A 19,770-nucleotide genomic window follows, 5' to 3' on the forward strand; every position below is an offset into this window, starting at 1 on the left:
CACAGCGGGTGCCAACACACCTACAGAAGTCAGTATGCTGACGTCATGGCTTTCCCATACCCCGACGGAGACCGGGAAAAGGTAGCGTCCAAGCTGCCCTCCGCGCTCCAGCAAGCACTCAAGGTCCGCGCCGCCGAACTCAGCCTGGACATCCAGGACGCCGTCGAGGCGGCCATCAACGACTGGCGCGGCAGTACGAGCGGCGGCGCCGAAGTGGACACCGCTGGTGCGAAGTCGTTCTCCACATGGCTTCCGCCAGGGTTGTACGAGCAGTTCAAGGAGACCTGCACCGCCCGTGGCGTCTCCTACACCCAGGGCCTTGCCCAGTCGGTCCGTGACTGGCTCGACGCGAACCCCTCCCCCCGGCACGGCGCTCGCGGAACCGAGCCCGAACGGAAGATCGTCGGCAACCAGAAGGGCGGGGTCGGCAAGACGGCCATCTCCGCCGGTATCGGTGAGGCCTACGCCGAGGCGGGCAAGCGCGTCCTCGTCGTCGACTTCGACCCGCAGGGCCACCTCAGCGAACAGCTCGGAGTCCCGCAGATCGAACCCGACCACGACAGCCTGGTCTCCCACATGTGTGGCGACGGCGGAGGAGATCTGCGCGACCTCGTCGTGGAGATAGAGGATCCGCGGTTCGGAAAGCGTCTGCATGTACTGCCCGCCTGCTTCGACGGCTTCCTCCTCGACGCGAAGATCGCCGTCGTGGCCACGCAGAAGCGCGGGTTCCAGAAGGAGGCCGCGCTCGAGCTGGCCCTGCGCCCCCTGGAAGCCGACTACGACGTCATCATCGTCGACTGCCCGCCCAGCCTCGGTATCGCCATGGACGCCGCCCTCTACTACGGGCGCCGACGCCGAGGCGAAGCCGCCGGCGGCTCCGGGGTCGTCATCCCCGTACTCGCCGAGGACTCCTCCGCCACCGCCTACGGCATGCTCGCCCAGCAGATCGAAGACCTCTGCGAAGACCTCTCCCTCGAGATCGACTACCTCGGCCTGGTCGTCAACCTGTACGACTCCCGCCGCGGTTACGTCGCCACCTCGTCCCTGGACAACTGGAAGTCGCTCGGCGACCCGAAGGTCCTCGCCGTCATCGGTGACCTGAAGGAACAGCGCGAAGCGGTCCGCAAGCGGATGCCGCTGCTGTCCTACGCGCCCCACAGCGACCAGGCGGAAGCCATGCGGCAAGTAGCGAGGGGAGCCACCCGGTGAGCAAGGCCGACACCTTGGGATCGGCACCCGCGTTCGGCGCGGCCCGCGGCGCCCGGTCCTCCCGACGGAACCTCATCGACCAGACCATCGCAGGTGAGGAGTCGACCACGGCGGCCATCACCGAGCTGCCGGTCACCCTCATCAGCGACAACCCCGACAACCCGCGCAATCACCTGCGCAACCTCGACGACACGGTGCAGAGCGTCCGCGAGGTCGGCATCATCATCCCCATCGCCGTTGCCACGGTCGATGCCTACCTGCGCAACCGGTCGGATCGCTCCCATGACCTCGACGACGGAGCGAAGTACATCGTCGTCGACGGCCACCGGCGCCTCGAGGCCGCTCGCCGCGTCGGAATGGCCACCATCCCGGTCCGCGTCGACAACGGACGGGTCGCCACCGACGAAGCCCTCCTCGAGGCCGCCTTCGTCGCGAACTACCACCGCGACGACATGACGGACCTGGAGGAGGCCCACGCCCTCAAGGCCCTGGTCGACTACTACGGTTCCCAGACCAAGGCGGCCAAGCGGCTGGGCATCCCGCAGAACACGATCTCCAGCAAGCTGTCCCTGCTGAAGCTCACTCCCGAGCTCCAGAAGGACCTGGTGACCGGAACGCGGAAGGTGGAGCACGTCCGCAACCTCGGCAGGCTGTCCGCCGAGGAGCAGAAGGCCAAGGCCGACCAACGGGCGGAAGCGGCCCGTATCAAGGCGGAGGCTCAGGCGGCGCGCGAGGTCGTCGAGCGTTCAGCGGGACCCGCCGATTATCACGGCGTGATAATCCCGGAGGCGTCCACCGGCCCGGCTGCTCCCCCAGCCCCGGCCGCTCCCCCAGCCGCTCCCCCGGCCACTTCGCCTGCCGCTTCGCTTCGGCCCGGCCTCCCCACGCCGCCCACCGGGCGTGAGCAGGCTCCCGAGTCCATCCCGGAACCCCGCACCAGCTCGGTCGAACCCGGGACGGCGCACGCCGAAGCGGCGCAGCCGGCGCAGCCGAAGCGGCTCCCTTACGACGACGCCTTCTACTGCGTTCGCCATCTCCACCAGAAGATGAAGCACGAGACGTTCGTTCAAGGGGCCCGGATGTGGCTGGACATCCTGCGGGAGCAGTACCCGGACGAGTACGAGGCCCTGCTGGCCGAGCTGGGAGCCCGATAGCAGAGCTGCCCCATGGTCCCGATCGCCTTCCCCTGTGACAGGGGAGCGGGAGCGAGCGGGGCCATGGGGCGACTGCCGTGAAGCGGGCGGCCGGAACCCGTGGGTGGGCCCCCGCCTCCGCAGCACGGGCATGACCAGCCGGGAGCTCGCCGACCTCCTCGGTGCCCACGAGAACGACATCCGGCTCGACGCACTGCCCATTACGAGCTCGTACGAGCTCGCAGGACACGGCCTGATACCGCACCGGTCTTCGGCGTGACTGGTTGCCGGGCTGCCCGCCGGCCTGGGCATGGATGGGGATTCTGGTGCTGTCAGGGCATCACGGGGAGGCTAGCGAGGTGCCGCGAGTACGTCCCGGAGTACGTTCTCGAGCGTGACGCGGGCCAGCTCGTGTCTCAGGGTCTCCTCGATGCCCTCGTAGATGCTCCGCATTACCGGCTGGATGCCGTGACCCACCACGCATCCCTGGTCCGGCGTGGTGCGGTGCATCGCGAACAGCGGGCCGGGTTCCACTGCCTCGTACACGTCGAGCAGGGTCATCGACCCCAGCTCGCGCGCCAGCGACCAGCCCGCGCCCACGCCCCGCCGGGACTCCACGAGCCCGGCCCTGCGCAGCTCGCCGAGCAGCCGTCTGATCACCACCGGGTTGGTGTTCGCGCTGGTCGCGATCTGCTCGGAGGTGGCGACCTCATGGCCCTGGCGCTGGTAGAGGCCGATCCAGGCCAGCGCGTGGGCGGCGATGGTCAGCCTGCTGTTGGCGCTCATGGGCTCCTCCTCCCGGCCGCAACGCTACATGTTACGACAGTTCATTCGTAACAGTTAAGGTCGCAACCGCCTGTCGTAACAATTAATGTTGCGACAGGCGGGAAGGTCAATCAACGAGGTGAGAAGAATGAGCAAGCCACTCATGGGCAAGGTTGCCCTGGTCACCGGGGGATCGCGCGGACTGGGAGCCGCGACCGAGCTGCGACGCCGCTGCATCCGGGCGCCGAGCGGAACCACACGCTGCACGCCTTCAGGCCGCACAGGAGGCTCCCCGCCTGCGCCGGCGGCCACCGGGAGCCTCCCCTCCCTCCGCCGCCGGACCCGGGAGCCGACACGCCCGGCTACAGCGGCGGGTCCCGTTCGGCGGTCAGTAGTACGTGATGTCCCAGTGGTTCGCCCGGCGCTCGTCGGCGTAGTCGACAACCGTCTTGCCGCCGGACGTCACGCGCCACACCCAGGCGCCGTCGCCGCGCTTGTGGTGCTTCTTGGCGTGGCTCTGGATGTAGTTGGTGACGCAGGGGGTGTGGCTGATGTCGATCTTGTAGCCGTTCCAGTGGCTGTACTTACCACCGGCGTGGCCGGTTTCCGTACCGCCGGTGACGACGACCTTGCAGCCGCTCTTCTTCTTCAGGGAGATGACGCCGTTGACGGTACCGACACGGATGCCCTGCAGGCTGGTGCAGTTCCTGCGGTTGCGGTCGGTGCAGTTCCCGCTGGAGACGCGGCTGATACCGGCCGCCTTCAGCTTGGCCGACGCCTGGGCGTCGCTGAGCTTTCCGCCGCCTCCGGGCGTGCCGCTCCCGCCACCGCTGCCACCTCCGCGGACGAGCGCGGCCCAGGTGGCCGGGCCGGCGATGCCGTCGGCCTTCAGGCGGTGTGCCTTCTGGAAGGCCTTGACCTTCGCTGCCGTCCCGGCACCGAAGACGCCGTCGGTGTTGACGGTGTGGCCGTTGGCGGTGAGCTGGTGCTGGAGGGCCTTGACCGCCGCGCCCTTCGAGCCGGTCTTGACGGTGACGACGAGCCGGGTCCATGTCGCCCGGCCGACGACTCCGTCGGCCTTCAGGCGCTGTGTCTTCTGGAAGGCCTTGACCTTGGCCGCAGTGCCCGCCCCGAAGACGCCGTCCGCCTTGGTCGCGTGGCCGCGGGCCGTCAGCAGCAGCTGCACGGTGGTCACGTCGACACCGCGCTGCCCCGACTTCACCGTGGGCCAGGACGCCTGAGCGGCGGCTGCGGGTGCCACGGCCGCGGGTGCCACGGCCGTGGCTGCGGAGGCTGGTGCATGGGGCGAGGCTGTCGCCGCGGCACCGGTCGAGAGGGCGGTGGTGAGCAGGGCCGCGGAGGCGATGAGACGGATCCTGTGTGTCGCGGTACGCATGGTGTGCTTCCTTACGTTATGGACGAAGTTTTTCCGGTAGGGCGTGGCTGAGGGCTTCATCGGGCCACCAGGGCAGCCCAGGTGGCCCGGCCGACGATGCCGTCGGCAGGCAGGCGGTGTGTCTTCTGGAAGGCCTTGACCGCGGTGGTGGTTGCCGCGCCGAAGCTGCCGTCGGTGTTGACGGTGTGGCCGTTGGCGGTGAGCTGGTGCTGGAGGGCCTTGACCGCCGCGCCCTTCGAGCCGGTCTTGACGGTGACGACGAGCCGGGTCCATGTCGCCCGGCCGACGACTCCGTCGGCCTTCAGGCGCTGTGTCTTCTGGAAGGCCTTGACCTTCGCCGCCGTCCCGGCCCCGAAGACGCCGTCCGCCTTGGTCGCGTGGCCGCGGGCCGTCAGCAGCAGCTGCACGGTGGTCACGTCGACACCGCGCTGCCCCGACTTCACCGTGGGCCAGGACGCCTCCGGCTGAGGGGGAGTAGGCGTGCTGCCGAGGTTGGCCATGGCGCGCAGCTGGGCGAGGGTGCCGCGGTAGACGTTCCGGTCGGCGGTGCCCACGGTGTTCCTGGCGCCCGGCATGCCGGGGACGCGCTCGCTCTCGGTGTACTGCCAGAACGTCCAGGAGCCGGCTCCCGGTACGGGCTGCGGTTCGCGGGCGCCACTGCCGTACCGGGCGAGCCACAGCGGATAGTCCTTGAAGACCTGCCCCTTGCCTCCCATGCAGTCGTTCACGAACGAGGCGCGGGTGTAGACGATGGGCGTCACCTTGAACGCCGTCTTCACCCGCTTCAGGAAGACGTCGAGCTGGCCGGCGCGCAGGGCCTTGGGGCACACCTCCTTCCCGTTCACCCGCACGCTCTCGACGTCGAGCACCGGGGGCAGTTCTCCCGCCTTCGTCCCGCTGTATCCGGCGGCGCGTGCGGTGCGGATGAAGTGGTCGGCCTGGGCGGCGCCGTCCCGGGGGCTCTTCGGGTCGAAGAAGTGGTACGGGGCCCGCAGCAGCGGCGTCGCGGAAACGGCCTTGAAGTCACGTGCGAACCAGGGGTCCTTGTAGCGGGAGCCCTGCGTCGCCTTCAGGAAGGCGAATGCGTTCTTCTGGGCGACACGTTTCCAGTCGATGCCCTTCCCCGTCGCGTCGTGGTTGTGGTGGCTGGTGTCGACGCCCTTGACGGTGTACGAGCTCGGCGGCGCGGCGGCGCTCTGGGGTGCGGTGGTCAGCAGCGCGCCGCTCGTGAGGGAGGCGGTGGCGATACCGATCGCTGCCAGCCGCAGGGCGCGTGAAGGGCGCATGGACACAGGCGGATCTCCTTCGAGAGGCCATGAAGGCGCGGAAAGAAGTGGTCGAACGACCGAGTGGGGGATGGCTCAACCCTGCCCCGACTTCCGGGGCGGCTCCTGCACTTCCGGCCGGTCAGCTGATTCATTCATGGATGACGCCTTATGCACGTCGCTGACCTGCGGCTATGCGCGGGCAAGCAAGGGACGGTGCATTAATGGGCGTGGAGTGTGACCAGCACGCGAACGCGGCACGACACGAACTCGGGGCGCTGCTGCGCCATGTCGGAGCGGCGTTGCGACGGCTGGCTTCCGTACCGGAATGCGCGGACGACGCGGAGCGGCTCAACCGCGTGGCCGGCCACGCGGCAGCCGCCACGGAACTCCTCGTGACCGTCCGGCAGGACAGTGGCGGGGCCGCCTCATGACCGTCACGCTCGGAGAGCTCTACGAGGTCCTCCACCACCGCCTCGAACGGGCCGCGTCCGTGAGTTTCCCCGGAGACGACCCCTTCGCACACGCCCTCGCGCTCAGACAGGCCGGCAGGCACACCGGTCGGGCACGGGCAGCTCTCTTGCTCAGCCGGAAGGTCAGGACGCTGGTGTTGTCCTGGTCACGTCGCCTGTCCTGGTCACGTCGCCTGTCCTGGTCACGTCGCCTGTCCTGGTCACGTCGCCTGTCCTGGTCACGTCGCCCGGGAACGTGTCCGCCCTGGCTGCGTGTGCCGCGGTGAACCGCTCGGCGGCCTCCCAGAGCTCGCCTTCGCGCTGCGGGTCGTAGGACTCCTGCGAGGAGCGGGCCGCACGGCTGCGGTCGACGTAGGAGCCGGTCGGTGCGTGGATCGTGCCGAGGACGACGTCGGCGAGGCAGCGGCCCGCGGCGCTGCGGCTGGTGGCGAACGGGGTGAGGGTCATCACCGGCATGATGCGGCGCATCGCGAACCGGGAGACGGGTCCTGCGTTGCGGGCGAGGCCGGTGCCGGGAACGAACCCCGGGTTGTAGGCGACGGCGTCGATCCCGGCCGGCAGCCGGCGCGCGTACTCGTGAACCAGGTAGATCGTGGCCAGCTTGCTCGTCGAGTACGCGGTACGCCCGCCGGCCGCGGTGTCCGGCTTGGGGAAGGCGCCCGTGCGGGCGAGGACGTCCGGGGTCGTCCAGGCCGGGCCGGGCACCATGCCCATGTTGTGCTTGAAGTCGCCGAAGTGGGTGTCGCTGGCGGTGATCACGATCCGGGCGGGAGCGGTGAAACGGTCCTGGAGCAGTCGGACGAACAGGTGGTTGGCGAGCACGTTGACGGCGAAGGTGGCCTCGAACCCGTCGGGTCCCTCGGTCAGCGCGTTCGTGTACTGCATGCCGGCGTTGCCCACGAAGCCGCGCAGCGGCGGCAGGTCGGCGCGGTCGAGCCGGGCGCGGATCTCGTCGGCGGCCGAGCGGACGGCGGCCAGCGAGCCGAGGTCCGCCGAGACGTGCGAGACCGGGTGCCCGCCCGCGCCGAGCTCCGCGGCGAGCCGCGCGCCGGAGGAGCCGCGGGCCACGACCAGGAGGTGCGCGTCCGGAGACCGGCGCAGGATGTGCTCCGCGGCGACGCGGCCGATCCCGCGGCTCGCGCCCGTCATCACGATGGTGTGCTGCATGGAAGGCTCCTCAACTGGTCGGACGATGGGCCCGGCTCGGGCGCATCGCCACGTTCGCCGGTGGCGCCACCGCCGGCCAGTGCCGTCCCCGTCACTAGGACTGGCAGTACCCAGGCTCATCCGGCGCAGCGCGGCGAGAATGACCCCATGGCCTCCCCCCGCTCCGATTTCGCCGCCCTCCTGCGCGCCTGGCGCGACCGGCTGTCCCCGGCCGACGCCGGCTTCACGACGACGGACGGCCGTCGTGCCCCGGGACTGCGCCGTGAGGAGCTCGCACAGCTGGCCGGGCTCTCCGTCGACTACGTCCTGCGCCTGGAACAGGGACGCGCGAAGCATCCCTCGGCCCAGGTCGTCGGCGCCCTCGGCCGGGCCCTTCAGCTCTCCCACGCCGAGCGCGACCAGCTGTACCGAAGCGCCGGGCTCCTGCCGCCCCAGGACGGGACGGTCAGCACCCATGTGCCCCCGGGCATCCAACGGCTCGCCGCGCGCCTGGGCGACGTACCGATCGGGGTGTTCACCGCCGACTGGACCCTGGTGTGGTGGAACACCACGTGGAGCGCCCTGCACGGCGACCCCGCCGCCCTCCCGGCCGCCGAACGGAACCTCGCCCGTGCACTCTTCGGCGACGGCGCCGCACACGCCTCGATGCTTCCCGTCCGATCCGAGCGCGGACAGGACGCCTTCGCGGAGTCGATCGTCGCCGACCTCAAGGACGCCGTGTCCCGCTATCCCCGGGACACCCAGCTCGATCGTCTCGTGCGGGAACTGCGAGAAGTATCCGATGCGTTCGCCCAGCACTGGGCCACGCAGACGGCCGCCGCCCAGCACACGACGGACCGCAAGACGATCCGGCATCCGGAGATCGGCGACATCCTGCTCGACTGCGACGTCCTCATCGTCCCCGGCGCAGACCTGCGCATGGTCACCTACACGGCAGCGAGCGGAAGCATCGACGCGGGGAAACTGGACCTTCTTCGCGTCACAGGCGGCCGTACCGCCACCGCGCTCCCCTGACCGGCGGCTGCTGGGCGGACTCGCCACGCCGGACGGGCGACCTCACCGCTGACGCCGAATCACTCCGGCGTTCCACCGAGTGCCACCACATGACAAGCAGGCTCACGGCACTGCTCCCCATGCCGCCCCCAACGCCCGGAAAAGGGGCCCGCCCGGAGTCCGGCGTCAGTACCGGGTCTGCACCCAGACGACGAGCAGGCTCACGGCGCCGGAGCCGACGCCGTAGGCCAGGCCGCGGGCGAGGTGCTGCCGGATCTGCCACTCCCGAATTCGCCGGCGGGCCCGCTGCTTGCGGGTCTCCGGCTCGTCCTGCTTGCGGTTCTCCGGCTCGTCCTGCTTGTCGTCGCTGCCGGTCTTGCTAGTGTCGTCGTGCATGACTGGTCACCCTTTCTGGTGTGGTGGCCCGCGTGGGGATCTGCCGCTCTGTTGCCCGGCCAGGCTTTGAGGGGCGGGAGGTCCCGCTACGCGGTCGGGCTGAATGCCCGTCACAGAAGCGTGCCCGTCGGATCGTGGTCCCGCAAGGGGCGTCTATGCAGGTGAGCGGCTCGTAGACCATGAAGATGGGTCTGCCCCAACGGGGTTCACGAGTTGAAAAAGTTCCGTTCCCTGGACTACCTCGACCGCACCACGTACGCGCGGTCCCAACTGCTCCTTGCGGCGGACGCGTCCGGGGGAGTGGTCCGGGCCGTGTCGCCGGAGAGCGCGCTCGCCTACCGGTCGGAGCCGAGGGTGCCGCGGCTGGACGTCGTCGGCTGCCGCACCGAGGACGTCGCCACGGTGACCGCCCGCCTGGCCCGGGAGATGGTGCGGGGCCTGCTGCTGCGGGACGGTTGGGCCGTGCTGCACGCCTCCGCCGTCGCCCAGGACGGGGCGCACGGTCCTCACCTTCGGCGGCAAGGCGCGGGCAAGACGACGACCGCTCTCGCCCTGGCCTCCCGCCACCGCCTCGGCCTCCTCGCCAACGACCGCGTGTTCGTCCGGTCCAACGAGCGGGGTGGCGTGGACGTCCTGCCCTGGCCCTCGGCGGCGGCACCGTGGCCGCCCGCGAGAACGTCGCCCAGCGCCTGGCGGAGCTGCCGCACCACTCGGTCGTCCTCGGTCACGACGTGGCCGCGAACGCCGCCTTCCTGGCCAAGGTCACCGGGCTCGCGGGTAGCCGGCTCCCGCCTTCCAGGCCTTGGTTTCCGTACGGGCTTCTGGAACTTCGGGGCCGGTGAGGGCCGCAATGTCGGCGTGAGCCTGCTCGACGGCTTCGGGGTACGCCTCGGACTTGGCGTGCTCGGCGAGCGTCCGGTAGATGCTGGCCACCGAGGGGTTCTGTCCCTCGCGCTTGCCGGTGGGGGTGATCAGGTCGGGCTGGATCTGCTCGACGGACTCGCCGCCCGGGCGGCGGTGGAGCACGGTGTGGAGCATGTCGTCGGTGATGACGGGCGGCCGGCCGTCGTGCTTGGCCTTGTGTGCCGCGGTGTCGAGCCCTTCGAGCGTGGACTCCCGGGTGTTCTCCGGCTCGGTCTCCGCCATCGCGGCGAAGAACGTGAACAGCAGCTTGCCGGGCCCGGTGGGGTCGTAGATGCCGGGCAGGGGCCTGGCGAGCGTCTCCAGGATTGGGCCGTGGGCGGTGAGGGGGTCGGCGAGCGCGGTGGGTTCGGCGGCGTCGCGGCCGAGCGCTTCATCTCGTACGCGGTGAAGATGACCCGGCAGTGCGGGGCGTGCGCTTTGACCTCCCGTGCGGTCCTCCGTGCCTCCTCGAACTTCGGCCGTACGCGGACTCGGGTGCTGATCTTCTGGCTGAAGATCTTGTCCCTGGGGATGCCGTGCCCCGCGAGCGCGTCGAGTTGGGTGTCGAGTTCCTGCCCGAGGGTCGACCCGCTTCTGGGTGAGAACGGGTTCTGAGACTGAATCCGGGATCCGTGCGGGTCCGGCGACTCGTGATTGATCCTGCTCGGGCAAACGATCGTTTGTGCGAAGCGGAAGAAGATTCCGTGGTGAGGCAACGGTCTCGGCTTCGTATGGACTCTTTTGAACATCTAGGAGGGAGGTGCTCATGGGGGTTCGAAAGCAGGGCGGGGACCGAGAGTTCCACGATTTCGTCGTCGGTAGCTGGCCGCGCCTGATGCGCACGGCATTTCTGCTCACGGGTGAGCAGCACGCTGCGGAGGATCTGGTCCAGTCGACGCTGGAGCAGGTCTATGTGGCCTGGCACAGGGTCGCCTTGGCCGACGCCCCTGAGGCGTATGTGCGACGAGTGATGATCAACGCGCATGCCCGCAGATATCGAAGGAAGCTGCGGGAGTTCCTGTTGCCCAGGAGCGGGGACGCGGGCCTGACACACGAGGTGGCCGACACCGGTGACCGGATCGCCCAGGCCGACGACCGTCACACGCTGCTGAAGGCGCTGGCCCAATTGCCGGCACGGCAGCGGGAAGCAGTAGTCCTACGTTACTGGGAGGACCTCACGGAGACACAGACGGCCGAGGCGATGGGCTGTTCGGTCGGCACGGTGAAGAGCAACGCAGCCAAGGGGATCGCGAAGCTGCGCGCCGTTTCGGGACTGGCGGAGAAAGTGACGCAGGGAGGACGAACGTGAAGAGCGCGGACTGGGAGACGAGCCACAACATGACACAGCACGACATCGCCTTCCTGCTGGCCGAAGCCGCCGACGAGGTGAGGATCGGCACAGCCCCCGCCCAGGCGCTGATTCGCGGCGGCCGCCGCCGCAGGGCCCGTCGCTGGGCAGTCGTGGCGACCACCACCCTGGTCGTGGCCGGCTCCACGGGGGCTCTGGCACTGAACGGGCTGTCCGGTGACGGGGAACGGGGGGTGTCGTCGGCGAGCCAGCCGGTCGCCAGCGCGGAGGCATCCGAGCCGCACATGCGGACGACCCTGGCGAGCGGCACCGACGCGGGAGTGCCGTGGAGGGTGTACATCGACGTGTGGAAGGCTCCGGCGGACACGGCGGAGGCCCAGGCCACCCTGGCGGCCATGGCGAAGTTCGGCGAGCACCCGGACGTCTCCACAGCCTCCGAACTGGTGGGCAAGGTCGCGCACTTCGTGCACCGGGTCACCGGTGAAGAGGCGAAGACCACTGAGATCGGGAACCTGGTGCTACCCGAGGACGACGTCCTGACCGGCGGCGAGCACGGGACGGTCTCGCTCCCGCTGCTCCCAGGGAACGGCACGGCCACCGCGCGCCTGGTGTTTGGCCAGGTCGCCAAGACCGCCCGGGAGGTCACCTGCACCTGGAAGGACGGCACGTCTACCAAGGTCGGCCGTACGTCCGCGGACACCGAGGCGAACGCCGACGTTCCGGTCATCCACAGCCTCAAGCACTCCCCCTACGACTGGTTCGCCATCCTGGCGCCGAAGTCCACCGAGTTGGAGGGGATCAAGGTCACGAAGTAGATCAAGCGGGAGACCAACGCCCCGAGGGGCAGAAAAACCACGGCAACAACCCCGACGGGCACCACGTTACGAAGTGCGTCGTTCCTATGCACCAGGACATCGAGAAGGGCACGCGAGGTTCCAGCCGGCACCGGCACCTGCGGGTACGCCTGTCCACGAACTCGATGCTGAGGAACGGCAGCTGTTCGCCGCTCAGGAGAACTCACGGGATGTCGCACACTACGACAAGCCGTGGCGCCGCTGCACGGCCTGACCCGGCCCTCGGGCGCAGCGCGGCCGGTACGCGCGGATCAGTCCTCGTCCCCGTCGTCGGGCTCGACCTCGTCCGGGTCGCGCAGGGGCCGCAGGCCCTGGGCGGGGCCGGAGGAGGCGATGCTGAACAGGTAGCGGCCCAGGAAGTTGATGTGCGCGTTCTTCAGCGGGGACAGGCGGGCCAAGTCCTCGTCCTTGATGTCGTGGCCCTCCGCGCGGAGCTGAGAGACGGCGGCGTCCACGTAGCGGGTGTTCCACAGCACGACGGCGTTGAGGACCAGGCCGAGGGCGGCGAGTTGGTCCTCCTGGCCGTCCCGGTACGCCTGGCGGATCTGTCCGCGGCCGCCGTGGCGGATCGCGCGGGCGAGCCGGTGCCGGGACTCCTGCACGGTCAGCTGCCGGTTCATCAGCCGCCGGTAGGTGTCGTCCATCGGGCCGACCAGGGCCAACAGGTGCATGGTCTTGTCGATCCGGCCGTACTCCGCGAACGCCGCCCCTTTGCGCGGCCGTAGACCGGCGTCGGTCCGTAGGCGGAGCGCTCGGGCCGCATCCAAATGTTCACGTACTCGGCGTAACACTCACTGCCACCTCGCCACAGAAGTTGGACCAGAACCTGAGTCCTGACACCACTTGGGCTCTTGTGGTGAGGGGGCGCCGGTGCCACCCCCTCCTGTCGCCGACCGGTGACAAACCCTTCGCCGGGCGGGACGAGGCCGCGCTCCGCGGCCGTCTCACGCGTGACCGCGTCGGCGCCCCGGCCGCGAAGGACACCTCTTCCGAGGTTTCTATACGCCGTTGCTCCCGGGTCCGGGCCGCTTGTGGAATTGAGGCTCCGTCCAGACACAGGGAGTGAACATGGGCAAATCGAGCAGGAGACTCCGTGGCGCCGGCGTCGGTGCCGCACTGGCCGTGGCCGCCGGCGCGCTCGCGCTCGGCGGAGCCGCTCAGCCGGCCTCGGCCGCGGACGACCCGGTGCCGGACTGCGTGAAGACCGTGACCATGAACGAGGTGTTCGGGTACTTCGGCGTCTCCATGACGAACAACTGCGACACCGAGCAGCGGGTGCTGCCCACGTTCCTGCGCCAGTCGGCGGACACCCCGGTGAAGTGCCACACGCTGCAGCCCGGGCAGGAGGCCACCCAGTGGGTCCACCCGTCCTACCTCCTGGGACAGAGGTTCCTCGGCCTGGTGCGGTGCTGAACCGGCGCCGCTGACCCGCAGCGGGGGGCCGCGACCCTCGGGGCGCGGCCACCCCGTCCTCCGCCGTCTGTCCGCCGAGCAGCGGGACGATTGCCCCACCTCCGCCTCGCTCTACTCGCCCCCGGCAGCACCTCACCGTCCACCGCGTCACCGGGGCCGACAAGTCGACCCGGCCGGAACAACTTTCCCCCGCAGGTGGTGAGCCCCGGGTGACCACGTCCACGCCCAGCGACGAACCCAGTCGGCACTCCGGTGAGCGCGGTGATCTGCTGGACCCGCGCTGCCCGACCCGTCAGTTGCTCGACCGTATCGGCACCAAGTGGACGTCGATGGTGGTCAAGGTGTTGGCCGAGACGGATCCCGGCGAGCTCCGGTTCGCGGAACTCCGGCGTGGCATTCCGGGCATCTCGCAGAAGATGCTGTCCGTCACGCTGCAGAGTCTGGTGCGTGACGGCCTGGTCGCGCGCCGTGTGGAACCCACAGTGCCGCCCGCCGTCCACTACCGGCTCACCGAGCTCGGCCTGTCCCTCGAAAGGCCGCTCTCCGCGCTGCGGGTCTGGGCCGAGACGCACAAGCCGGAGATCGACCGCAGCAACCGGCTCGCCGAGGCCCGACAGACGTGACACGAAGAGCGAGGGTCACAGCCACTCAGGCAGTAGTGACGTCGCTTGTCGACGGGGTGTGGAAGGCACCTCGCTCCACGGACGTGTGGTGCCGATGAGTCTGCAAGGCACTGGGTCTCCTGCCGGGGCGGCGTCGGGACGCTCCTGGTGAAACATGCTGGTCGCGGGAACAAGCGGCAAACGGGCACCGCAGTCATCCGCAGGTCGCACCACCTCGTCGGCCGTCGGACGGAGCCGAGTCAGCTCTCGGAGTGACGCTCCGGGCCCCCGTGACTGGGATCTTCATTACTGAACGGGCCGAACAGCAGTTCACCGAAGCCGAGGACCAGCCGAGCCGAGGACCAGCCGAGCCGAGGACCAGCCGAGCCGAGGACCAGCCGAGGACCGCCCATGCAGCAGCTCCTGCACACCAAAGAACCCACCCCCACCCCCACCCCCACCCCCATCCGCCCAGGACGACTACGCGCCGCATGGCGGGCGGCCCACGAGCCCGTTGCCGGAGTGTCACAACGGATGCGGCTGGTGGCCTACGCCGTTCCGCTGACCGTCCTTCCTTCCAGCATCTGGCGGCTCCCGGCCGCGTCCGGTGACGGTCTCGGACTCGGCGAACGGGCGTACGTCGTCTCCCTGTCGGTCCTTTCCGAAGTCTTCGCGTTCACCGCGATCGGTCTGGTCGCCCGCTGGGGCGAGGTGTTCCCACGTTGGGTCCCGTTCCTCCGCGGCCGCCGGGTCCCGCGAAGGGCAGCCGTTCTCCCGGCGGCCATCGGGGCCGCAGGCCTCACTCTCCTGTTCACCCTGCTGTTCATCGCCTCCGAGATCAGGGGCACCACCATCCGAGGCAGTGACCTGCCGGCCGACTACCCCAGCCGAGCCGGCGGCTGGGAAGCCGCCTGGTTCTACTTCTGCTACGCGCCGCTGATCCTGTGGGGGCCGCTGCTGGGCGTGCTGACCGTCGCGTACTGGAGACGCCGTTCCGCGGCCGAGAGGGCACCTGCGGCGGCGTGAGACCGCCGTCGGCCCCCGACGCTCTGTCAGCCGTCGGACACCGACTGAGCCGTCGTACCGTACGACGCCTGTACGACGGCTCAGAAGCCGTGTTCCGCTCGGACGCTGACGTGTCGACCGCGTGGGAGGCCGGGCCCGCCCTTGTCAGTGGCCACCTGTTTACTTGGCCTATGACCGACAAGTTGAGTCACGGCGATGTCCACGGAACCACGGCTCGCACTCCCGGCGCCGAGATGGTCGAGCCCTACGGGGGCGGGACGGGATTTCGGTTCAAGATCCGCAACGTGAAGATCGATGGCCAGGCCGACGTGGTACACGTCCGCGAAGGAGGCTCGCACCAGGTCAGTTTCGACGTGCTGCATGATTGCTCGGAGTGTGGCAACGCCGTCAACCAGGTGATCGTCGGTCTGGCGGGCCAGGAGCGAGCCCAGACGTCGGTATGGAACGGCAAGCAGCGCAGCGGGGGCGGCTTGAAGGTCGTCAATGCCGGCACGCACGTCGAGGCGCTGGCGGAGGACAACCCAGGTCCGGCGGAGTGGGTGAATGTGTCGTGCGACCTCGTTGTTCCCGACGAGCCAGGCGTCTACTCGGTTCGAGCACGTTACGCCCAGGCGTATCAGGGACGCCTGATGACCGCCGAAGGACGTGCGGTCTCACAGCCGGAGTACGAGGACGTGCTGGGCTGGTGGAAGATCGACCGTCCGGAGGGGCCCGGACCGGAATCGACCATAGGCACCATCATCGTCGAGGCGTGAAGCTGCTGGTCAGCCTCTTCGGCAACCCATGACCTCGACCGAGCTCGGCACGGTCTCACCGCCGACGCCGATCGCGGCCCGGCGGGCCCGCCCCACCCACCAGGGTCGGGTCTCGACCGATCAGCAGTCGTCGACCGTCCGGCAGAACCTCGTCCCCAGCCGACGGCGAGGGCACAGCCGGCCAGGGTCACGGACACGGTGGTGCGGTGACGCGTGCGGGAACCTCCGAGGAGTCGGACAGCAACGGACAGCAGGTGCTCCCCATGTCGCCACGGCCGCTAGGGGGGACGTATCACGCGGTTGTCACCGGTCACGCGAACGACGTCGGCCGCCGGACCGTTCAACGGTCCGGCGGCCGACGTCGGGGGTACCGCGGGCCGGTGGGCGGGGGGTGGCCGTCGGCCCGGGGAGCGGTCAGGCGTCGCGGCGGCGCAGCACGGCGTAGCCGCCCACGGCCGCGGCGAGTGCCCACAGGATCAGCACCACGAGCGCGGTGCCGCCGCTGTAGGGGTCGGTCTCCTGCGTCATCAGCACGGTGCCCGCCTCGCTGGGCATGTGGTCGCCGGCGGTCTCCAGCCACTTGGCGCCGACGACACCCATGAGCTGAGGCAGCGCCAGCAGCATCATGATGAGTGTGGTGATGGTGCCGGCGGCGCTGCGCAGCACCGTGCCCACGCCGATGCACAGGGTCGCGAGCAGGGCGAGATAGGCGCTCGTGCCGAAGGCGGTGCCGATCAGCTCACCGCCGGTGTACGCGCCGTGCTCCCCCATGAAGGAGGCGGCTGCCAGGCTGGCCAGCACGCTGAGGACGAAGCCCGTCACGGCCACGACCGAGGTGACGACGAGCGTCTTGGACAGCAGCATCCGACTCCGCCGGGGCACGCTCTGGAGCGTGGTGCGGATCGAGCCGCTGGAGTACTCGCTGGTCAGCGCGAGCGTGGCGAGCACCACCACGGTCAGCTGGGAGATCAGGAACGCCTGGGAGGCGTGGTGCGGGGCGGGCATGGTGACGTCCACGCCCTTCTTGGCGCTCGCGTCGGCGGACATGCCGACGATCACTGCGAATCCCACGGTGAGCACCAGCCCGACGAGCAGGTTCCACCACGTCGCGCGCACGCTCCACAGCTTCGTCCACTCGAAGGCGAGGGCGCCTTTGAATCCACCGCCGGAGACGGGTCCGACGAGCCTGGGGGCCGTTGTCGCTGTCATGTCTGCTTACGCTTCCTGGTGATCCGGGGCTTGGTGTACGGGTGCTTCGGCTGCGGGGGAGAGGGAGGGCGAGCCGTACTCCACGCTGTCGGCGGTGAGTTCCATGTACGCCTGCTCAAGGCTGGCCTTGCGCAGGCTCAGTTCGTGGACCGGGACGCGGTGCTGGAAGGCCAGGTCGCCGATCTCCTCCAGGGTGCCGCCGACGACCATGAGTTCCCCGGGGGCGCTGTCGGCGCCGCGCTCCACGCTCATGCCGAGCCGGAGCAGTTCGCGCCGCAGCACGTCCGGCTGGGGGGTGCGCACCCGGACGGCGTTCAGTGAACTGCCCGCGATGACCTCCTCGACCGGGGCGTCGGCGATGACCTTGCCGCGGCCGATGACCACCACGTGGTCGGCGGTCTCCTGCATCTCGCTCATCAGATGGCTGGAGACGAAGACCGTGCGGCCCTCCGCGGCCAGCTCCCGCATCAGCTCCCGCACCCAGCGCACCCCGTCGGGGTCCAGGCCGTTGACGGGCTCGTCGAACAGCAGCACCTTGGGGTCGCCGAGCAGCGCGGCGGCGATGCCGAGCCGCTGGCCCATGCCGAGCGAGAACGAGCCGATCCGCTTCTCGGCGACCTCGGCGAGGCCGACGGTCTCCAGCACCTGCTTCACCCGGGAGGCCGGGATGCCGTTGCTGCGCGCCATGCCGAGCAGATGGTGGTGGGCGGAGCGGCCCGGATGCCCGGCCCGTGCGTCGAGCAGGGCGCCCACCTCCCGCAAGGGGTGCTTCAGCCGCGCATACGGCTTGCCATGGACGAGTGCGCGGCCCGCCGTCGGCTCGTCGAGACCGACGATCATGCGCATGGTCGTCGACTTGCCCGCCCCGTTCGGTCCGAGGAAACCCGTCACCTTTCCCGGATTGATCCCGAACGAGAGGTCGGACACAGCCGTCTTGTCCCCATACCTCTTGGTCAGTCGGTCCACAGTGATCATTTCCTGCCTGCTCCTTCCGCAGTCACAGCACGAAACTAGGAGCGGCGGCCCCCGGGAACATCTGGCGTTCGGCAACGATGTGACTGGACTTTCGGCAGGTCCGTGTCCCGCGCCCGCTCTTGTAGCGTGCGGGAATGCACCTGATACAGGCCCTCCGACGGCGAGCGGACCATGTGATCCACCGGCTCGGCGTCGAGCGGCCGTTCACCCGGCGCGGCGACCTGCCGCTGCTCCTGGTGCTGCTGGCCCCTTCCGCGATCAACCTCGAAGGGCTCGCCGCCTCACCGGTCGGCTGGACGGCCGTCGCCCTGCTGATCACGGCGGCGGTCGCGGTGCGCCGGGCCCTGCCCCTGCTGTCGCTGGTGCTGGCCGGATCGATCGTGCTGTTCTACGTCGTCCTCGGCTCCAACCTGTGGATGGCGGGGGCGACGGTGGTGCTGAGCTTCCTGGCGGGCCGCCGGGTCACCCGGCTCTGGCAGGCGCACGCGGTGTTCCTCGGGGTGGCGGCCGCCGGGTTGCTCCTGGTGAATCTGTTCGCCCAGCCCAAGGACTGGCTGAGCCTCCTCCTCACCGAGTTCTTCACCTGCGTCCTGCCCTGGTGGGCGGGCGACTGGTGGCGCCAGCGCTCCGATCTGACCCGGGCCGGCTGGGAACGCGCCGAACAACTGGAGTGGAAGGGCCGCTTCGTGGCCGAACAGGCCCGGCTCAAGGAGCGGGCCCGGATCGCCCAGGACATCCATGACTCGCTGGGCCATGAGCTGAGCGTGATGGCCCTGCTGTCCGGCGGTCTCGAGCTGGCCCGGAGCCTGACGGACGAGCAGCGGCAGACCATGACGCAGCTGCGGGAGCGGTGCACCATGGCCACCGAGCGGCTGCACGAGGTCATCGGGCTGCTGCGGGAGGACTCCACGCCCTCGCTGCGGCCCGCCCACGAGTCGATCGCCGACCTGGTGCGGCGCTTCGAGCGGCCCGGGATGCCGGTGCGGTTCCGGGAGGACGGCGGGGACCTGCGGCGGCCACCGCTGCTGACCGAACTCGCCGCGTACCGCGTGGTGCAGGAGGCGCTGACCAACGCGACCAAGCATGCGGCGGGCGCGCCGATCACCGTACGGCTGAGCCACCGGGCGGACGACACCGTGGTGTCCGTTTTCAACGAACTGCCGTCCGGCGGGGGCGAGCCCGCGGCGCCCGGCAGCCGGATGGGCCTGATCGGCCTCGACGAACGCGTCCGGCTGGCCGGCGGCACCCTGCGGGCGGGTCCCCGCAGGGGCGGCTTCGAGGTCCGCGCGGAACTCCCGCACGAGCCGTCCGCTCGCGCGCTGCCGGTGGGGGACACCCGCGGCGAGGACCCGGAAGGGCCCGGCACGAACGCGACAGGGCCCGGCACGAACGCGACAGGGCCCGACATGAACGCGACAAGGACCGGCACGAACGCGACAGGGCCGGGTGCCGACCGCACGCGGGACGTCCCGGACGTCCTCGGGCCGGTGGCGGAGGAGCTCCTGGACTCGACCGCCGAGGGTGCGCGGTCGCGGCGCAGTCCCTCCCGGACGGCGCTGGCGCGAGCCAGGGCGCGGGTGCGGCGCAACGCGCGGCGGGCCGCGCTGCTGCCGGTGCTGCTCGGTGCGGCGCTGGTGCTGGCGCTGGCCGGCCTCTACGTCTTCACCTCGGTGATGACCGCGCTCTCCTCCGAGGACTACGGCCGGATGCGGCTGGGCGAGTCACGCCAGGAGCTGGCCTCGGTCCTGCCCGAGCGGCGCATCCGCAAGCCGCCACCGGTCGTCGCCGAGCCCCCCGCTCCCCAGGGGGCCGCGTGTGAGTACTACCGGGCGGCCGACAGCGTCCTGAGCTTCACGGACACGCTGTACCGCCTGTGCTTCAAGGATGATGCGCTGGTGGCCAAGGACACCCTGTGACAACGGAGTTG

At 70.0% G+C, this 19,770-nt stretch carries 20 protein-coding genes and 1 pseudogene; 12 read left to right on the forward strand and 9 right to left on the reverse strand.

Annotated elements, in window-relative coordinates; genetic code table 11:
* Positions 1–45 precede the first annotated feature (45 nt).
* From ACZ7G3_RS30980 to ACZ7G3_RS30990, 3 genes are all read left to right on the forward strand, one after another.
* Complete coding sequence (locus ACZ7G3_RS30980; protein ID WP_426600694.1) at positions 46–1,209, forward strand: ParA family protein; 1,164 nt, start codon at positions 46–48, stop codon at positions 1,207–1,209.
* Positions 1,206–2,363, forward strand: a complete 1,158-nt coding sequence (locus ACZ7G3_RS30985) for a ParB/RepB/Spo0J family partition protein (protein WP_470929556.1) — start codon at positions 1,206–1,208, stop codon at positions 2,361–2,363. Before ACZ7G3_RS30980 ends, ACZ7G3_RS30985 begins: the two co-directional genes overlap by 4 nt.
* Before the next feature lie 130 nt (positions 2,364–2,493).
* The gene (locus ACZ7G3_RS30990) at positions 2,494–2,622 is read left to right on the forward strand and encodes a hypothetical protein (protein ID WP_470929558.1); all 129 of its coding nucleotides are present in this window, start codon (positions 2,494–2,496) and stop codon (positions 2,620–2,622) included.
* Positions 2,623–2,693: 71 nt separating this feature from the next.
* Here the strand turns inward: ACZ7G3_RS30990 and ACZ7G3_RS30995 are convergent, their stop codons facing one another.
* From ACZ7G3_RS30995 to ACZ7G3_RS31005, 3 genes are all read right to left on the reverse strand, one after another.
* Positions 2,694–3,128 (reverse strand): Rrf2 family transcriptional regulator, encoded by a 435-nt coding sequence (locus ACZ7G3_RS30995; RefSeq protein ID WP_470929560.1) that lies wholly within the window; start codon positions 3,126–3,128, stop codon positions 2,694–2,696.
* A gap of 367 nt (positions 3,129–3,495) precedes the next feature.
* Positions 3,496–4,503, reverse strand: coding sequence for a peptidoglycan-binding domain-containing protein (locus tag ACZ7G3_RS31000; RefSeq protein WP_470929562.1), 1,008 nt, complete (start codon positions 4,501–4,503; stop codon positions 3,496–3,498).
* Positions 4,504–4,559: 56 nt separating this feature from the next.
* Complete coding sequence (locus ACZ7G3_RS31005) at positions 4,560–5,789, reverse strand: GH25 family lysozyme (RefSeq protein WP_470929564.1); 1,230 nt, start codon at positions 5,787–5,789, stop codon at positions 4,560–4,562.
* A gap of 203 nt (positions 5,790–5,992) precedes the next feature.
* On the opposite strand from ACZ7G3_RS31005, the gene ACZ7G3_RS31010 reads away from it, so the two are divergent.
* The gene (locus ACZ7G3_RS31010) at positions 5,993–6,202 is read left to right on the forward strand and encodes a hypothetical protein (RefSeq protein ID WP_470929566.1); all 210 of its coding nucleotides are present in this window, start codon (positions 5,993–5,995) and stop codon (positions 6,200–6,202) included.
* A 162-nt stretch (positions 6,203–6,364) separates the two neighbouring features.
* On the opposite strand, the gene ACZ7G3_RS31015 is transcribed toward ACZ7G3_RS31010, so the two are convergent.
* Entirely contained in the window at positions 6,365–7,408 is a 1,044-nt protein-coding gene (locus ACZ7G3_RS31015; RefSeq protein WP_470929568.1) for an SDR family NAD(P)-dependent oxidoreductase, read from the reverse strand.
* Positions 7,409–7,555: 147 nt separating this feature from the next.
* Between ACZ7G3_RS31015 and ACZ7G3_RS31020 the strand changes: the two genes are divergently transcribed.
* Entirely contained in the window at positions 7,556–8,422 is an 867-nt protein-coding gene (locus ACZ7G3_RS31020) for a helix-turn-helix transcriptional regulator (protein ID WP_470929570.1), read from the forward strand.
* Positions 8,423–8,587: 165 nt separating this feature from the next.
* Here the strand turns inward: ACZ7G3_RS31020 and ACZ7G3_RS31025 are convergent, their stop codons facing one another.
* Both ACZ7G3_RS31025 and ACZ7G3_RS31030 read right to left on the reverse strand, forming a co-directional pair.
* The gene (locus ACZ7G3_RS31025) at positions 8,588–8,797 is read right to left on the reverse strand and encodes a hypothetical protein (protein ID WP_470929572.1); all 210 of its coding nucleotides are present in this window, start codon (positions 8,795–8,797) and stop codon (positions 8,588–8,590) included.
* A 762-nt stretch (positions 8,798–9,559) separates the two neighbouring features.
* The gene (locus ACZ7G3_RS31030) at positions 9,560–10,468 is read right to left on the reverse strand and encodes a recombinase family protein (protein ID WP_470929574.1); all 909 of its coding nucleotides are present in this window, start codon (positions 10,466–10,468) and stop codon (positions 9,560–9,562) included.
* On the opposite strand from ACZ7G3_RS31030, the gene ACZ7G3_RS31035 reads away from it, so the two are divergent.
* Positions 10,467–11,009 carry a SigE family RNA polymerase sigma factor gene (locus ACZ7G3_RS31035; RefSeq protein WP_470929576.1) on the forward strand — a complete coding sequence of 181 codons (543 nt, stop codon included), beginning with the start codon at positions 10,467–10,469 and terminating at the stop codon, positions 11,007–11,009. The two genes, ACZ7G3_RS31030 and ACZ7G3_RS31035, sit on opposite strands and share 2 nt — an antisense overlap.
* On the forward strand, positions 11,006–11,824 hold the full coding sequence (locus ACZ7G3_RS31040) for a hypothetical protein (RefSeq protein WP_470929578.1): 819 nt from the start codon (positions 11,006–11,008) through the stop codon (positions 11,822–11,824). The genes ACZ7G3_RS31035 and ACZ7G3_RS31040 overlap by 4 nt, the downstream gene beginning before the upstream one ends.
* Before the next feature lie 290 nt (positions 11,825–12,114).
* On the opposite strand, the pseudogene ACZ7G3_RS31045 reads toward ACZ7G3_RS31040, so the two are convergent.
* A pseudogene (locus ACZ7G3_RS31045) lies at positions 12,115–12,606 on the reverse strand (Tn3 family transposase); the annotation flags it as partial.
* Between the two features lie 325 nt (positions 12,607–12,931).
* On the opposite strand from ACZ7G3_RS31045, the gene ACZ7G3_RS31050 reads away from it, so the two are divergent.
* The 4 genes from ACZ7G3_RS31050 to ACZ7G3_RS31065 all read left to right on the forward strand — a co-directional run bounded on the left by ACZ7G3_RS31050 (position 12,932) and on the right by ACZ7G3_RS31065 (position 15,659).
* The gene (locus ACZ7G3_RS31050) at positions 12,932–13,276 is read left to right on the forward strand and encodes a hypothetical protein (protein ID WP_470929580.1); all 345 of its coding nucleotides are present in this window, start codon (positions 12,932–12,934) and stop codon (positions 13,274–13,276) included.
* A gap of 209 nt (positions 13,277–13,485) precedes the next feature.
* A complete protein-coding gene (locus tag ACZ7G3_RS31055; RefSeq protein ID WP_470929582.1) occupies positions 13,486–13,899 on the forward strand; it encodes a winged helix-turn-helix transcriptional regulator in 414 nt (137 codons plus the stop codon).
* Between the two features lie 390 nt (positions 13,900–14,289).
* Entirely contained in the window at positions 14,290–14,904 is a 615-nt protein-coding gene (locus ACZ7G3_RS31060; protein ID WP_470929584.1) for a hypothetical protein, read from the forward strand.
* Between the two features lie 170 nt (positions 14,905–15,074).
* Positions 15,075–15,659: a hypothetical protein gene (locus ACZ7G3_RS31065; RefSeq protein ID WP_470929586.1), complete on the forward strand. Its 585-nt coding sequence runs from the start codon at positions 15,075–15,077 to the stop codon at positions 15,657–15,659.
* 414 nt (positions 15,660–16,073) lie between these two features.
* On the opposite strand, the gene ACZ7G3_RS31070 is transcribed toward ACZ7G3_RS31065, so the two are convergent.
* Entirely contained in the window at positions 16,074–16,868 is a 795-nt protein-coding gene (locus ACZ7G3_RS31070; protein WP_470929588.1) for an ABC-2 transporter permease, read from the reverse strand.
* A 6-nt stretch (positions 16,869–16,874) separates the two neighbouring features.
* Complete coding sequence (locus tag ACZ7G3_RS31075) at positions 16,875–17,843, reverse strand: ABC transporter ATP-binding protein (RefSeq protein ID WP_470929590.1); 969 nt, start codon at positions 17,841–17,843, stop codon at positions 16,875–16,877.
* 134 nt (positions 17,844–17,977) lie between these two features.
* Here ACZ7G3_RS31075 and ACZ7G3_RS31080 point away from each other — a divergent pair, with 134 nt between their 5' ends.
* On the forward strand, positions 17,978–19,759 hold the full coding sequence (locus tag ACZ7G3_RS31080) for a sensor histidine kinase (RefSeq protein WP_470929592.1): 1,782 nt from the start codon (positions 17,978–17,980) through the stop codon (positions 19,757–19,759).
* The last annotated feature ends 11 nt before the right edge of the window (positions 19,760–19,770 follow it).

This window comes from Streptomyces sp. NPDC037271, from assembly GCF_055603605.1.